The 15,104-nt window shown below is 40.7% G+C and carries 11 protein-coding genes and 1 pseudogene; 5 read left to right on the top strand and 7 right to left on the bottom strand.

The annotated features are described in order from the left end of the window. Window positions 1-211: 211 nt before the first annotated feature. Entirely contained in the window at window positions 212-1,201 is a 990-nt protein-coding gene (gene lplA / locus AC1TO5_RS06765) for a lipoate--protein ligase (RefSeq protein ID WP_482062040.1), read from the bottom strand. 245 nt (window positions 1,202-1,446) lie between these two features. Between lplA and AC1TO5_RS06760 the strand changes: the two genes are divergently transcribed. Further along, window positions 1,447-2,418 carry an aldo/keto reductase gene (locus AC1TO5_RS06760; protein WP_482062039.1) on the top strand — a complete coding sequence of 324 codons (972 nt, stop codon included), beginning with the start codon at window positions 1,447-1,449 and terminating at the stop codon, window positions 2,416-2,418. 30 nt (window positions 2,419-2,448) lie between these two features. On the opposite strand, the gene AC1TO5_RS06755 is transcribed toward AC1TO5_RS06760, so the two are convergent. Both AC1TO5_RS06755 and AC1TO5_RS06750 read right to left on the bottom strand, forming a co-directional pair. Further along, complete coding sequence (locus AC1TO5_RS06755) at window positions 2,449-3,435, bottom strand: Gfo/Idh/MocA family protein (protein WP_482062038.1); 987 nt, start codon at window positions 3,433-3,435, stop codon at window positions 2,449-2,451. A 28-nt stretch (window positions 3,436-3,463) separates the two neighbouring features. Beyond that, a complete protein-coding gene (locus AC1TO5_RS06750; protein ID WP_482062037.1) occupies window positions 3,464-3,958 on the bottom strand; it encodes a CYTH domain-containing protein in 495 nt (164 codons plus the stop codon). A 131-nt stretch (window positions 3,959-4,089) separates the two neighbouring features. Here AC1TO5_RS06750 and AC1TO5_RS06745 point away from each other — a divergent pair, with 131 nt between their 5' ends. Beyond that, complete coding sequence (locus AC1TO5_RS06745; RefSeq protein WP_482062036.1) at window positions 4,090-5,211, top strand: ParB/RepB/Spo0J family partition protein; 1,122 nt, start codon at window positions 4,090-4,092, stop codon at window positions 5,209-5,211. A 112-nt stretch (window positions 5,212-5,323) separates the two neighbouring features. On the opposite strand, the gene AC1TO5_RS06740 is transcribed toward AC1TO5_RS06745, so the two are convergent. Together AC1TO5_RS06740 and hisJ are read right to left on the bottom strand one after the other, a co-directional pair. After that, on the bottom strand, window positions 5,324-6,937 hold the full coding sequence (locus AC1TO5_RS06740) for a Na/Pi cotransporter family protein (protein ID WP_482062035.1): 1,614 nt from the start codon (window positions 6,935-6,937) through the stop codon (window positions 5,324-5,326). A gap of 393 nt (window positions 6,938-7,330) precedes the next feature. Beyond that, entirely contained in the window at window positions 7,331-8,164 is an 834-nt protein-coding gene (gene hisJ / locus AC1TO5_RS06735; protein WP_482062034.1) for a histidinol-phosphatase HisJ, read from the bottom strand. A 200-nt stretch (window positions 8,165-8,364) separates the two neighbouring features. Here hisJ and AC1TO5_RS06730 point away from each other — a divergent pair, with 200 nt between their 5' ends. Next, window positions 8,365-9,231, top strand: coding sequence for a DUF4358 domain-containing protein (locus tag AC1TO5_RS06730; RefSeq protein ID WP_482062033.1), 867 nt, complete (start codon window positions 8,365-8,367; stop codon window positions 9,229-9,231). Window positions 9,232-9,344: 113 nt separating this feature from the next. Here the strand turns inward: AC1TO5_RS06730 and ade are convergent, their stop codons facing one another. Beyond that, entirely contained in the window at window positions 9,345-11,189 is a 1,845-nt protein-coding gene (gene ade, locus AC1TO5_RS06725) for an adenine deaminase (protein WP_482062032.1), read from the bottom strand. A 91-nt stretch (window positions 11,190-11,280) separates the two neighbouring features. Then, window positions 11,281-12,135: a VOC family protein gene (locus AC1TO5_RS06720; protein WP_482062031.1), complete on the bottom strand. Its 855-nt coding sequence runs from the start codon at window positions 12,133-12,135 to the stop codon at window positions 11,281-11,283. A gap of 367 nt (window positions 12,136-12,502) precedes the next feature. Here AC1TO5_RS06720 and AC1TO5_RS06715 point away from each other — a divergent pair, with 367 nt between their 5' ends. Then, window positions 12,503-14,215, top strand: coding sequence for an exosporium glycoprotein BclB-related protein (locus AC1TO5_RS06715; RefSeq protein WP_482062030.1), 1,713 nt, complete (start codon window positions 12,503-12,505; stop codon window positions 14,213-14,215). 192 nt (window positions 14,216-14,407) lie between these two features. After that, window positions 14,408-15,104 (top strand): annotated as a pseudogene (locus tag AC1TO5_RS06710) (hypothetical protein); the annotation flags it as partial.

Genomic DNA, 15,104 nt, shown 5'->3' with positions numbered 1-15,104 from the left:
AACTACCTATAGTATGATCTATTGTATCCGCATCTATTATAAGCGCAAGTGTACATTAATACGTACACGCGAACCTACAATGTTTCTGCAAGAAACATACATCGGAAGCTTATGCTATACTTTCCAAGTTCGCTTCAGATGCGATGTCGACTAAGCTTCGTTAGCATACCCATCGTTATCAAAGCCCGCTTTTTGAACTTCCTCTATAGAACTAGAACAACAGCCCCATCCAGTCTTCCTTCGTAACCGGACCAAAATAATAGGTCAAGTCGATGCCGTCTGCTTGCTTGCTTAACTCTTCCTCAGTGTAGCGCAAGCCAACAAGCTGCTCAGCAACTTCATTGCGATCCCCGCGACCGAAAAAGTCACCATAAATTGCCGCTTCCTGGATCACTCCATCATGCACATTCAAGCGCACATCGAATGTCCCTGCTCCTTCAATACGTTTACGCTGTTGCATATTGAACTGAGGTGAACGTCCATAAGTCCACTCCCAGCTTCGATACCGTTCATCAGCAAGTTGATGCACCTTTTTCCAATCCTCATCAGTGAGCTGATAAGATTGAACTTCACCTTCACCAGCAAATATAGAATGTAAAATTTTCAGTCTGAACTGTTCGATGGTCATTGGTTCTTGTAAAAATTCGGTAATGTTAGCAACGCGACCTCTAACAGATTTTGTTGATTTCGAAGCATATTTCTCGGCATTAACTTTCAAAGCACTCGCAACATTTTGCATTTCAGAATTGAATAGCAACGTACCGTGGCTAATAATTTTACCTCTGGAATGGAACTGTGCATTACCCGATATTTTCTTTTCACCAATTTGTATATCATTCCGTCCTGTTAGCTCCGCTTCGATACCCATAGTACGCAAAGCCTCTACAACTGGCTCGGTAAACTTCTTGAAATTGTGGAAGGACGAACCATCATCCTTCATAATAAAGCTGAAATTCAAATTACCTAGATCGTGATAAACGGCCCCGCCACCACTCATACGACGCACAATATGAAGATTATTGTCCTTCACATATTCCGCATTAATTTCTTCAACTGTATTTTGATTTTTGCCTATAATAATCGAAGGCTCATTAATATAAAATAAAAGATAATTGTTCTCAGGCAGTTGTCTAAATATGTATTCCTCTAACGCTAAGTTAACTGCTGGATCATGATTGCCTTCATTGCTCACAAATAACATAATGAGATTCCCTCCTAATGATCTTGTCATCCTGAAATTATACCCTTAAAGAGTATTGCTTTTCAACTTCGCAGCTAGATGTCATAATGAAAATGTGATCATAATAACATATGTTTTCGAATATTTACTCGTCATCTGAATGAAGAGTTTCGAGATGCTATGACAAATTCAGCTATGCTTCCGATGTAACTTTTGATTTACTAGGAGTTTATCGAGGAGACATCAAAAGTTTTCAGGAGGATACGATGAGATATAAACAACTTGGAAATAGTGGATTAACGGTATCAGCTATTGGTCTTGGTACTAATGCATTTGGCAAACGTGCAGAGGCTCAAACCTCAACATATATTATTGAACAAGCTATCGAAAATGGCGTCACCTTTATCGATACAGCGAATATTTACGCGGGAACTCAATCAGAAACCATTATAGGTAAAGCTATTCAAGGCAAACGCAGCGATATTGTTCTGACTACAAAAGCAGGGCTTCCTACTGGTAAAAGTCCTTTTCATAAAGGATCATCTCGCCATCACCTGATGCAAGAGCTAGAAGCAAGTCTTGCTCGTCTGCAAACAGATTATATTGATCTATATCAAATCCATACATTTGACCCTCTGACTCCACTTGAAGAAACATTACGCTGTCTTGAAGACATGATTAATTCAGGAAAAGTCCGATATATTGGATGCTCTAACTACTATGCTTGGGAACTCATGAAAGCATTAGGTATTAGCGAGCGCTTAGGATTAACCAAATATATTTCTCAGCAAGTAAGCTATTCTTTAGCTGATCGAACAGTTGAACGCGAGCTAATTCCGCTTTGTCTTGATCAAGGCATTGGAATTATTCCTTATTTTCCGCTTGCTGGTGGAATATTAACAGGTAAGTATACGGTAACGAATCAAGCTCCCGAAGGTTCTCGTGCTCAAACTGATCCGAACTTTAATCGTTTCTTAACAGCGCGCACATTGAAGCTTAGTCAAGAGCTACAACAACTTGCCCTGGAACATGGAACGACTCCTTCAAATCTTGCTATTGCTTGGCTACTTTATCAACCAGTCGTGAGTACCGTCATAGTAGGAGCTACGAAAGTAAAGCAATTAGAAACTAATTTGGAAGCATTAGATTTATCGATCAATAACGAGCTAATGGAACAGCTTAATGAAATTAGTGCAGATTTCCGTCAAGGCGAACCATTTGCTTCTTACCGAATCTAACTATATTACTTAGAACATTAGTTAATCCTATTACGCAAGATCAGCCGGGAAAACTAGTCCAATTTGCTTACGTGCTTCGTCCATTATTTCCATTGTAATTAGCGAGTTTTCGTAAGAATTGATCGAAGATTCCACCTTATTCTCTTCTAGTAATTGAATAAAATGTTCGATTTCATAATACATATCATGCTCAATCGTCGGTAGACTCAGATCGACTTCTTCACCACCACGTGGTATCAACTTAATTCGACTAGGCTCACTTACACGGTCTAGCACTAGATTACCTTGTTCTCCTTGAATTTCCACTGGTAGTGATGAATTGGATATTTTGGAGTACATAATAATCGCATCCATATCATCATATTCCAATATCATGCTACCTTCACCATCAACCCCTGAATCCAGCATAAATGCGGAAGCTTTTACTGACTTAGGCTTACCGAATAGCATAACGGCAGGGTAGATGCAATATACGCCAATATCCATTAATGCCCCGTTGGAATATTCGGGCTTGAATGCATTCAGTACATTACCTGCTTTATATGCATCATATCGCGAGGAATATTGACAATAGCTAGCGAAATAACGTCTTACATGTCCAATTTCACTAAGATGCTTAGCCGCTTGACGAAATGCTGGTAGCGTCGTTGACTTCATCGCTTCCATCAATAAAACTTGCTTACGCGTTGCTATTTCAATTAATTGCTTCAATTCTTTACTATTTGATGTAATAGGTTTCTCACATAGTACATGGATGCCTTTTTCTAATGCTAGTTGCGCATAATGAGCATGTAAATTTGTAGGCGAAGCAATATATAAAGCTTGAATATTTCCACTATCAAGCATCTCTACCACATCCGTATAACAATGAACAATATTATGTTTATTAGCAAAGCTTTGAGCTGTATCTATAGAACGAGAACATACTGCTCCTACTGAGAAATTCGTCAGCATTGAGCCCGCCGCTATAAATCGATCACTAATAAAGTTAGTTCCAATAATACCGAATGAAATCATAAGTTCCCTCTTCCCCCAGCATAGTTAACTATTTACTTTGAAGCTGCTTCCACACTGCTTTATTGCTATATTTTTTATTGAAACTAATTTCTTCGCCGAACCATGTCGGAGGAACAAATTCATTTGCCGCTTCCATAGAATCAAATTCAACCTCAACGACGACGAAATCTACTTGATCGTATATATCTATTTCTACAATAACATCATTCCACTTAGCAGTAATCCGATCTTTCGTTAGCGAAATATAACCGAAGGCTTCCATCACTTGATCATAAATGACTTGTGTAATCTCATATTCAACTTCCTCACGAGCAAGTCCAACACCATTTTTGAATGTATGCGTGTAGCTATAGTTTCCTGTAGCAGTATCGCGAATACGCCTAACGCGAAGCTCTTGATCAACATCCATAGCAATATACGTTTGCTCTATGCGATGCTGTGATTGTTGCTCTATAATACCTTGCTCTATTAACTGTTGTGAAGAGATTTCCAACAGATATTTACGTTCAATTTCTAATACCATCGTATACTTACCTCCCAAAATTTTTATCGATTATTATCCCTAAAAGCTATCAGAATATAACGACCTATGCAAGTTCTTGTGTACACATGATACAATAGAAGATATGAGATTAATAGACAAGGAGCTAGATAATGGATATTACACTTATTCCGATATCACTCATCGATGAAGATAAAGACCAACCGCGATATCAATTTAGTCAAGAAGCACTTACAGAACTAGCAAATAGCATTTCTGAAATCGGTCTACTTTCCCCTATTAAAGTACGCACTGTAGACAATGGTCGATACATGATTATTTATGGTAATCGTCGTTATAAAGCTTCGCTTATGGTTGGCCTTGAGAACATACCTTGTATCGTTTCCACGGCGACAGATGAGACCGATATTTACTTTGAACAGATAGCAGAAAATTTGACACGCGAGGACTTCTCCCCAATTGAAGAAGCTGAAGCCTTCCACAAATTAATGAATGACTCTCGGTTCCAAAGCTCTATGAAGCTATTATCCAGTAAGCTAGGCAAACCAGAAAGCTATATTAAAAACAAATGTGAGTTATTAAAATTTGGTAATGCCGTGAAAAAACTTATTGTCGGAGGAACGCAAATCCACAAAGATTGCTTAACGGAAGATCAATTAATGCCATTAAAAGACTTACCATTTGAATATCGTGATACTTTAGCACTTACGGCAGCAAGAGATGAATTGCCAGTTAGTGATGTGAAAAAGATTGCCAAACTATTCAAAGACAAGACGATTTCAGATGCAACAAAAGAAAAGCTATTATTGAAAAATGGGAGCGGATTAATAGAAACATGGTCCGTGTTCGAGCAAAATCGCAAAGAAAAATTAGCTCGCGAGAAAGACCGTCAAGAAAGAGCTGAGCAAGAAGAACTGCGTAAAGCTGCAGCTGCTATGAACGAGCAGCAGTCGCCCACATTGGAATATGATAAAATGGAGCAATCATCGATCGGCTCTGTACAAACCGAATATCGTGTCAATGAGACAATTCATACTAATCAGCATCTACCCACAGCATATGAAACATCTATATCTGCAATCCCTCTAGAACAAACGAGCTACACTGACCCCCTAGATGAGATGCAGCAGCGGGCTCAGCAACTACTTACTCAGCTTACTTCTGGCGATATGCAGCAGTTAGAAGCCACTTCACAGCTCTCCAGCGTTATGCTGACAAAGCTTCAACAGTTAACACAGCTATGGAAACAAATACAACAAAAAAGCAATGAATAGAGATGTAGCTTCAAAAAGCGCGCTTTGATAACATTGAAAGTAATAGCTTCAAAATATAACAAAAGAAATGCCTAGTTATGCAATGTGACACGCAAAACAACGGGCATTTCTGTTATTTCAATACATATTCAGCGATATTTTTACTATGATCCCCTATACGCTCCAAATTACTCAGTACATCAAGAAATATCGCACCAGAATTACCACGACAGCGATTATTATGAAGCCGTTTGAAATGACCTGTTCGAAATTCGAGCTCCATGCGGTCTAGGTCCGCTTCTCTTCCTAATACATCCGCTGCCGCTGACCGATCATTCTGTTCAAGTGCATATAATACACGGGAAGTAATCCATTCGGCTGCGTCAAACATCGTATGTAATTGCTCCAATGCTTCCTTAGAAAACTGTAATCGATTACGAATACAATAATCAGCCAACTCCACCACATTTTCCGCATGATCTCCAATTCGTTCAATATCATTAACGATATTAAGTAATCCTGTAGCCTTTTCCGATTCTTGCGCCGTTAATCCATTTTGATGAATTCGTACCATATAATCCGTAATTTGATGATCTAATTCATTAACTAATATTTCTTTTTTCGATGCCAAATTAGCAGAACGCGAGTCTTGCTCGAAGAAATAATGAGCAGCATGTAGCAATGTTTCACGAGCAATCGTCCCCATACGAATAACCTCATATTGCGCTTGTCCAAGTGCGACGCTCGGTGTAGCAAGTAATCGCTTGTCTAGATACTGCACCCCAAAGGTTACTTCTGTTGACGTATGCTGCGACTGAATAACCGTGTTCGCTAATCTGATAAGTAGTGGTGTCAACACAATATAGACTAATCCCGTAATGAATTGAAATATTCCATGAGCAGTAGCAAGCTGCATTTTAATTGGCAGTGATTTCCCTACCCATTCTACAAATAAATAGATCGGATGTTGCAAAAGCAGAAAAATAGTCGTTCCACAAATATAGTAAATGACATCAAGAAATACTACTCGCTTCGCTTTAATCGTTGCACCAATTACCGCTATACAAGCAATAACTGCTGACCCCATATTACTACCCAGCAAAATGAGTATTGCACCGTCCAAATGAACGAGACCTTCATCAGCAATGGTTTGTAGCACACCAATTGCAGCATTCGAGCTAGTTAATAATAAAGTCAATACGATCCCTGTAATAATGCCAAACAATGGGACGTCCGATAAATTCAACATAAATTCAGATGTATAATCAGAAAGAGAAAGTAGCTGTAGACCATTTCTCGTAATCGATAGCCCTAGAAATAACGCACCAAAACCAAACACAACTTGGCCGATATATTGTAATCTTTTGTAATAAACGAATAAGAGTAATATTACGCCAACTGTAATAATCGGTAATGCATAATTTTCGATATCGATACCTACTACAAATATCGTTACCGTCGTACCAATATTTGCACCGATAAGTACACTAATCGCTTGTTTTAAACTAAGTATATTGGCATTCATTAATCCAATAATCAATATCATTGCACCTGTGGAGCTTTGAAACAATATCGTGATCAATATCCCGACAAGTACACCGAGTAATGGATGAAATGTATAGGTAGCAAGCCAATGCCGTATATTATCGCCAGCTGTTTTTTGCAATCCGTCGGATAAATACTTAATTCCGAACAGAAAAATTGCAATACCACCTACAATCTGAAAGATTGTATCTTGTATATTCACAATAGCTCCTCCAAAATGGATAACTTTCTCAGTAATTGAAATGATCTAGAATTAATTTGTAATATGATTGAAATATATCATTCATCTTACCTTAATGTAGATTGGTTATACTTCTAAGTGACCCCCTTTTTAATAATATAAACTTTCGACCCCAGCCCGTTGCTGTGGGTCACTTTTTTTTGTTAGCCGTAAAACCCAGCAATGTGTACGGTACGAGTACACGAGCGGTCAAATGTTTAGCACGAAGCTTAAAATAAAGGTTCAAAAAGTGGGCTTTCAGAACCGAGCAGTTGAGACGCTACTTGAGAAAGGCGGAAGCGCAAATGTACGTTATTGGTACATGCGAACCGTACTTTCCAAGTTCGTTTCAAATGCGATGCCGACTAAGCTCCGTCAGCATCCCCCTTCGTTATCAAAGTCCGCTTTTTGAACTACTTCCCAGAATAACCCTACTTGTTCTGGCTTATGCGCATCCGATCCATACACACATTCAATCCCTAATGCTGTCGCCTGCTTAATAAACCAACTTGGAACATAAGCTTGTTCACAAGTTGCTACTCGCAAACCAGCTACATTAACATCTACGCCGACACCACTTTCCTGTAATAGAGGAAGTAATTGCTCTAATCGCGCATTCATAAGTGTTTCGGAAATAGGAGGTAGCTTATGAGCGAATTTGGTAATTAGATTCAAGTGACCGATTCGTTTTCGCATATTAAGTCCGCTCGCATGCTCGATAGCAAGTTCGACATGATCGAAATAAGTATCCACCAATGTATCCATCGTTCCGTAATATCGCAATAGATTGCGCGAGAAATCTTCGGCAGTAAAATCAATACAATACATTCCAGCTTGTCCAGGCAAATAATGTACAGAATAAACAACATCTTCAAGTAAATGTCCCCATTTACTAACCAATTCATCTGTATAATCCGTCCGTCCATGCAAGTAATCCAATTCCAGTCCAATCGTAACTTCTATTCTGTCCCGATACTTTTCCTTCACCTGTTGTACGTAAGCGAAGTATTGTTCTAATTGTTGCTCCGGCATTGCCAACTCCTGAAACAATGATTGATCTTTCACCCAATTAGCTGGAAGTGGTGGATGCTCCGTCACCGAATAACGGCTAAATCCTAGTGCAATAGCCTGCTCTACATATTGCTCTAATGGAGCATCATTACCGTGATAACAAAATTGTGTATGTGTATGGCCATCCCATTTAATCATAATAAGCACCTCAGTATATGTTGATGTAGTTTTAAAAACTCTCTTGTGATCACGATCTATCGATTCAAATTCAGTCGCAAGTTTATTCTACCTTATATTGCTACAATACTTTAATTAATTAATTTATTCATTTAGTGCAACCTTTATAAATTAAATTGCGTCTTTAGTTGTAGCATAATTAAAAAGGAGCCTTACTACACATGAAACAGAAAAAACATCTTTGGAAATCTATAGCTACTCTACTTATCGCTCTAACTATCGTATTAAGTGGATGTGGGGGCAATGCTAACGATCCAGTTCCAGTTCCAACGACGACACCTGAAAACGTAACTAATGAAGATAACTCAATAGATGACAATTCAGATATTAATCAAGAAGAAGTCAATCCGGAAGACGAACTTCCAGCATCACCAGAGGCAACAACTACACCGGAACTAGAAGCTACAGAAAAACCAAGTACATCAGAAAAGCCTGAAGCTACAACGAAGCCAGAGGCAACAGTAAAACCAACAGCTAAGCCCACAGAAAAACCAGCGGCAACACCTAAACCAACTGCCAAACCAACAGCTAAGCCTACTGCTAAGCCAACACCTAAACCGACAGCTAAGCCTACAGAAAAACCAGTGGCAACGCCTAAACCGACAGCTAAGCCTTCTGCTACACCTGAACAACCAACTAGTATTAATCTCAATGATATAAGTGAACAAATAATAAATGATGTACAATTTTCTTCCATGATGGATGTCTCAGGTGAAATGATTTCTGACGTATTCTATATGGATAGCGATAAATATGTAGAAGACGGTATATTCCAAGTAGCGATGATGAATGTGAAAGCAGCTGATCTTGCAATTATTAAGCTGAAAAATGAATCTGACTACGATGCAGTGAAAACAGCGTTAACGAAGCGTGCTGAAGATGTTCAAGCTACTTTTGAAAAATATTTACAAGATCAATATGAAAATGCGAAGAACTATCAAATCGTGCGTCATGGCAAGTATGTACTCTACTCCATCTCACATGATCAAAAGAAAGTACTTGAAATTTTCGAAAGCTATGTAAAATAAGCTAGCCCAACACAATAATTTCTACCATTACAATAGCCACCGCACACGCGATGGCTATTTTCGATGAGGGTATATTCACCGCCGACTAAGCCATGTTAGCATACTCATCGTGATCACAAGTGGATGTTTTGAACTACCTCATCTACTTTAATGTGAGAAAACTCACTTACCTTGAACAACCCCTGATCAGTAAGTTTCAGCTCCGGAATGACAGGAAGCGCTAAAAAAGATAATGTAAGAAATGGATTGAAGTTTTGCTCGAATCCAATATCAGCCAATGCTTTATTAAGAGCTTCTAGTTGTTCATATACAAATTCAAATTTTTGATTAGACATTAATCCCGCAATCGGCAATGAGACGGAAGCTAGCACCTTGCCATTGTCTACAATAGCAACGCCGCCCTTCAATTGCTGAATAACATCTAATCCAAACAATATATCCTCGTCATTAACACCTACCGCTACAATATTATGCGAATCATGAGCAATAGTGGCAACGATCGCACCCGAAGTAATCCCTAGTCCTTTCAATATCGCTACGCCAACCGTTCCTAAAGCTTTATGTCGTTCAGCTACGACCATTTTCAACTGATCTCTTTGCGTCGACGGTTGAAACAGTAACGATTCATTCACATCAACTTCCTCGATGAGATGTTTTGTTTCAATACTATTTGGAATAATACCGATAATATTAGCTTGTTTAGTAGTATTAGTAATAGGTAGCTCTAAGTTTTGTTTCGTTATTGGTCTAACATTAATGCTAGACATCAACTTCTCTATCGGATCTGCCGTATGAACAACAGGTCCAACATATACATTATGTTTGGCAACTAGTTGACCAGCTTTATACACTTCAGAGATTGATATATTTTCAATACGATCCAAGAAAACAATATCAGCAATATAACCAGGTGCTATAGCTCCACGATCTTTAAGACCGAAGCATTCTGCTGCATTCAATGTCGCCATCTGTATCGCTAATATTGGGTCAATTCCTTCTTCGATCGCAAGTCGAATATTATAATCTATGCTTCCTTCGTTGACTAAGTCGTCTAGATGCTTATCATCCGTTACAAACAAACATCTTCTTGCATTTTTTTCGTTCACTGCCTTAATAATTGTTCTTAAATTTCTAGCTGCAGATCCTTCACGTAGCATCACATACATTCCACGTTGTAATCTGTCTCGAACTTCTTGTGGCGTCGTACATTCATGATCAGTACGAATACCTGCTGTCATATAGACGTTAATCGCGTCTTTATCTAAACCAGCCGCATGTCCATCAATATGCTTGTTATGCCTGTGGGCTGATTGTAGCTTATTTATTACAGTGGAATCACCCGCTATAACACCAGGTGCATTCATAACTTCACCTAGACCAATCACTCTTTCGTGTTGATAATATGGTTCTAGCTGCTCTGCGGTCAATACAGCCCCCGCATTCTCGAATGAAACCGCTGGAACACATGATGGAAGCATATAATAAACATCTAACGCTATATTTTCAGATGATGCAATCATATAATCAAGACCATCTTCTCCACTTACATTAGCAATTTCATGCGGATCTGCAATAACGGTTGTTACACCATGAGGTAGAACAACATGCGAATATTCCGCAGGCGTAAGCATGGCTGATTCAATATGAACATGACCATCAATAAATCCTGGCGCAATATATTTGCCGTTAGCATCTATTATCGTTTCACCATCATAATTACCTAGCCCAACGATGACCCCAGCAGTAATAGCAACATCCACAGCTAATATTTCCTGATTAAACACATCTATGACTTTGCCGTTTTTTATAACGATATCAGCCTTCTCTCTTTTCGCAGAAGAGGCTATATTTCTTAATAAACTCTTATTATCTCTATTCACAACATAACGTCCTTCCTTATGCCTTTCATGATCGTAATGCTGTATATTATAACTCATCTCATTAATAATGCGAACCATTCAAAGACAGCCCGCTTATATCGGTCTAACAAATCAAAGAGCTGCTCTATTGTAGCCCTTGACTACAATGGAACAGCTCCATCTATCGTTATTATTGCAATCTAATGCCCATTCCGAATGGATCAACTACATACATATATCCTTCACTCTTAAGAACCGGATAACCAGCTTCTTGTAGACGCCCAGCAAGTAATTCACGATCTCCCTCACTAGGAAGTATAATTGTGAAATATTCCAGCCCCGTTGCATTTACGGGTAGTGCTGTTGCACCTCGTCCATTCCAAACATTAAGTCCGAGATGATGATGATATCCGCCTGCACCTACAAATAATGCTCCATTAGCGGACCAGTCTGATTCAAGTGAAAAACCAACAATATCATTATAAAATTCATTAGCTTTTTTCAAATCTGAAACATGTAAATGTATATGTCCCATAATAGTATCCGCATCTATGGCATGAAAGACTTCACCTTCACTATCTCGTAACAGTCCTTCCCAATCAATCGGGTCAGTAGCCATTTTCACCATGTTGTTACTATCATATTGCCACTCGGAGCGAGGTCGATCTCGATAAATTTCAATACCATTATTGTCTGGATCTGATAAATACAACGCTTCACTTACCAAATGATCCGCTTGTCCAACCTGAACACCTTGCTCAATTAAATGGCGTAATATACTCCCTAACGCCTTTCGAGTAGGTAATAGTAAGGCGAAATGGTATAAACCATTATGACCACGGTGCGATCCTGTATATACATTATCAATTTCCTCAAGCTCAATTAAAATAGTAGATCCATTTGCCGTTAGTTGTGCTGACTTATCCGTTACATTTAACGATTTAAGTCCTATTACTCTTTCATAGAACGAGATTGATCGCGCCAAATTTTCTACCTTTAATTTTACAAGACCAAGAGAAGTATTTGAATTTATTGTAAATGTCACAAAGAACAACCTCCATTATTTATAGTTACTTACTTTTTATAAGTTAATTATATTATTGTCATAGTTATCTGTCAATGTCTCAATTTAGCTATTGTATGGATCATTCATTCAACATAATAAAAACTCAAATGAATCCATAGCTATAGTGTTACGAGAACATTGAATATTCATACATACAAATCCGACATCCTTTCGTATACTTCAAAGAACAATCTTACTATTTATAATTTTTTAATAAGGAGTCAATTCTACATTGTTATCTACTATCAATTATATAAATATATTAAATTTGAAAAGATAGGGTATACACACATACGCATCTACCACCTTCTTCGTATGATAAAGAATTACTAAGGGAGGTGTTTTTTTGGGCAAATTATCCAATATTAAACAAATTGATAAGCTTCAACTAAAGAATCACAAGACTCAAGAAGTAATGATTAGTGGAATTCACCCCACACCTGGTCGCCGTGGACCAACAGGGCCTGCTGGACCAACGGGTGCTACGGGTACTGCTGGAACTAACGGAACTAATGGAACCAATGGAAACAATGGAACCAACGGAACCAATGGAACCAACGGAACCAATGGAACCAATGGAACCAACGGTGCTACTGGTATTGCTGGCGCTACTGGTGTTGCTGGCGCTACTGGTGTTGCTGGCGCTACTGGTGTTGCTGGCGCTACTGGTATTGCTGGCGCTACTGGTGTTGCTGGCGCTACTGGTGTTGCTGGCGCTACTGGTGTTGCTGGACCTACCGGTCCTTCTGGAGGTCCTCCTGGACCTACTGGTCCTACGGGTGCTACTGGTATTGCTGGTATCGCTGGACCTACTGGCGTGACTGGCGTGACTGGCGCGGCTGGTGTTGCCGGAGCTACTGGCGCTACTGGCGTGACTGGCGCCGCTGGTGCTGACGGTGCTACTGGCGCTGCTGGCGCTGATGGAGCTACTGGTGCCGCTGGTGCTGACGGTGCTACTGGCGCAGCTGGTGCTGACGGAGCTACTGGTGCCGCTGGCGCTGATGGAGCTACTGGTGCGGCTGGCGCTGACGGAGCTACTGGCGCAGCTGGTGCTGACGGTGCTACTGGCGCGGCTGGTGCTGATGGAGCTACTGGTGCCGCTGGTGCTACTGGTGCTACTGGTGCCGCTGGCGCTACTGGCGCGGCTGGTGCTGATGGAGCTACTGGTGCCGCTGGTGCTGACGGTGCTACTGGCGCGGCTGGTGCTGATGGAGCTACTGGTGCCGCTGGTGCTGATGGAGCTACTGGCGCGGCTGGCGCTGATGGAGCTACTGGTGCCGCTGGTGCTGATGGAGCTACTGGTGCCGCTGGTGCTGATGGAGCTACTGGCGCGGCTGGTGCTGATGGAGCTACTGGTGCCGCTGGTGCTGATGGAGCTACTGGTGCCGCTGGTGCTGACGGTGCTACTGGCGCAGCTGGTGCCGCTGGCGCTACTGGTGCCGCTGGCGCTACTGGTGCCGCTGGCGCTACTGGTGCCGCTGGCGCTACTGGTGCCGCTGGCGCTACTGGTGTCGCTGGCGCTACTGGTGTTGCTGGATCAAGTGCTATTATACCGTATGCATCTGGTTTACCTGTCGCACTTACTACAGTTTTGGGCGGTCTCCTAAATACTAATTCACTTGTTGGATTTGGAAATTCTGCAGGAGGAGTAACACTCGTTGGTGCTAATATCGACCTAACTGGAGCTGCTGGCTTACTTCTTAACATGGCATTCTCAGTTCCTAGAGACGGTACAATTACAAGTATGTCAGCATATTTCAGCACAACAGCTGCTATTTCACTTCTCGGATCAACACTTACCATTACTGCTCAATTATTCAGTTCAACTACACCTGATAATATCTTCACCCCAGTTCCTGGTGCCGTTGTAACATTAGCTCCCTCACTAACTGGAATCATTGCACTAGGTGCCATAAGTAGTGGCAATACGCCTGGATTAAGTATTCCCGTCACTCAAGGTACTCGTCTATTATTAGTATTCTCTTCAGAAGTTACTGCTGGTTTGGATATAGCTACAACCCTCCTAGGATATGCTAGCGCAGGTATTGCAATTAGCTAACTATTTATTTTAATTAATGGGTTGCCACGCCGTATAAACTACGGTGCGGCAGCCCTTTCCTATTAATAAACTATCTTTAAATACTATATTCTATAATACTATTATGCTATTTTTTCGAAAAGATAGGATAATCACACATACGCTTCCACCGCCCTCCGCGTACGATATAGAAGTTCATAGGGAGGTGTTTTTTTGGATACAAAATCCAATAATAAACAAATTGATAAGCTTCAACCGAAGAAATGCAAGTCTAAAGCAGTAACGATCAGTGGAATTCATCCTATACCTGGTCGTCGTGGACCAACAGGTCCTCCTGGGCCTCCGGGTCCTCAAGGACCTCGAGGCTACCCTGGAGAACAAGGTCCTCCTGGAATTGGACTTACTGACATCGTACCATTTGATCCAACAGAAGCTCCTTTTTATCAAGTAGGGCAAGTTGTTTCTTACAACGGAGTACTCTATGTTGTAACATATGCTCCACCTCAAGGTATTCCTGGTGAATCACCAGACTACGAAATAATTTCTGTGGCTGGACCTGCTGGTGCTGCGGGAGCGACTGGACCGACTGGACCGACTGGCGAATTTGACACAAGTCAACTATTATTCACTGTTGAAGGTTCTGCTGGAGATACGGCAACATTACTATTAGGTGAGACTCTGTCTTTTGAATCTACAACATTAGATATTAATGTTACGCAAGGTTCTGCTATCGTAAGTATTGAATTGCCTACAATTCCAGTAGGTGCTACTGGACCAACTGGACCTACTGGGGCTACTGGTGTTACTGGGGCTACTGGTGTTGCTGGGGCTACTGGTGTTGCTGGGGCTACTGGTGTTGCTGGGGCTACTGGTGTTGCTGGGGCTACTGGTGTTGCTGGGGCTACTGGTG

Source organism: Paenibacillus sp. Y930 (genome assembly GCF_056786375.1).
This window is presented reverse-complemented; position numbering and strand designations above follow the sequence as displayed.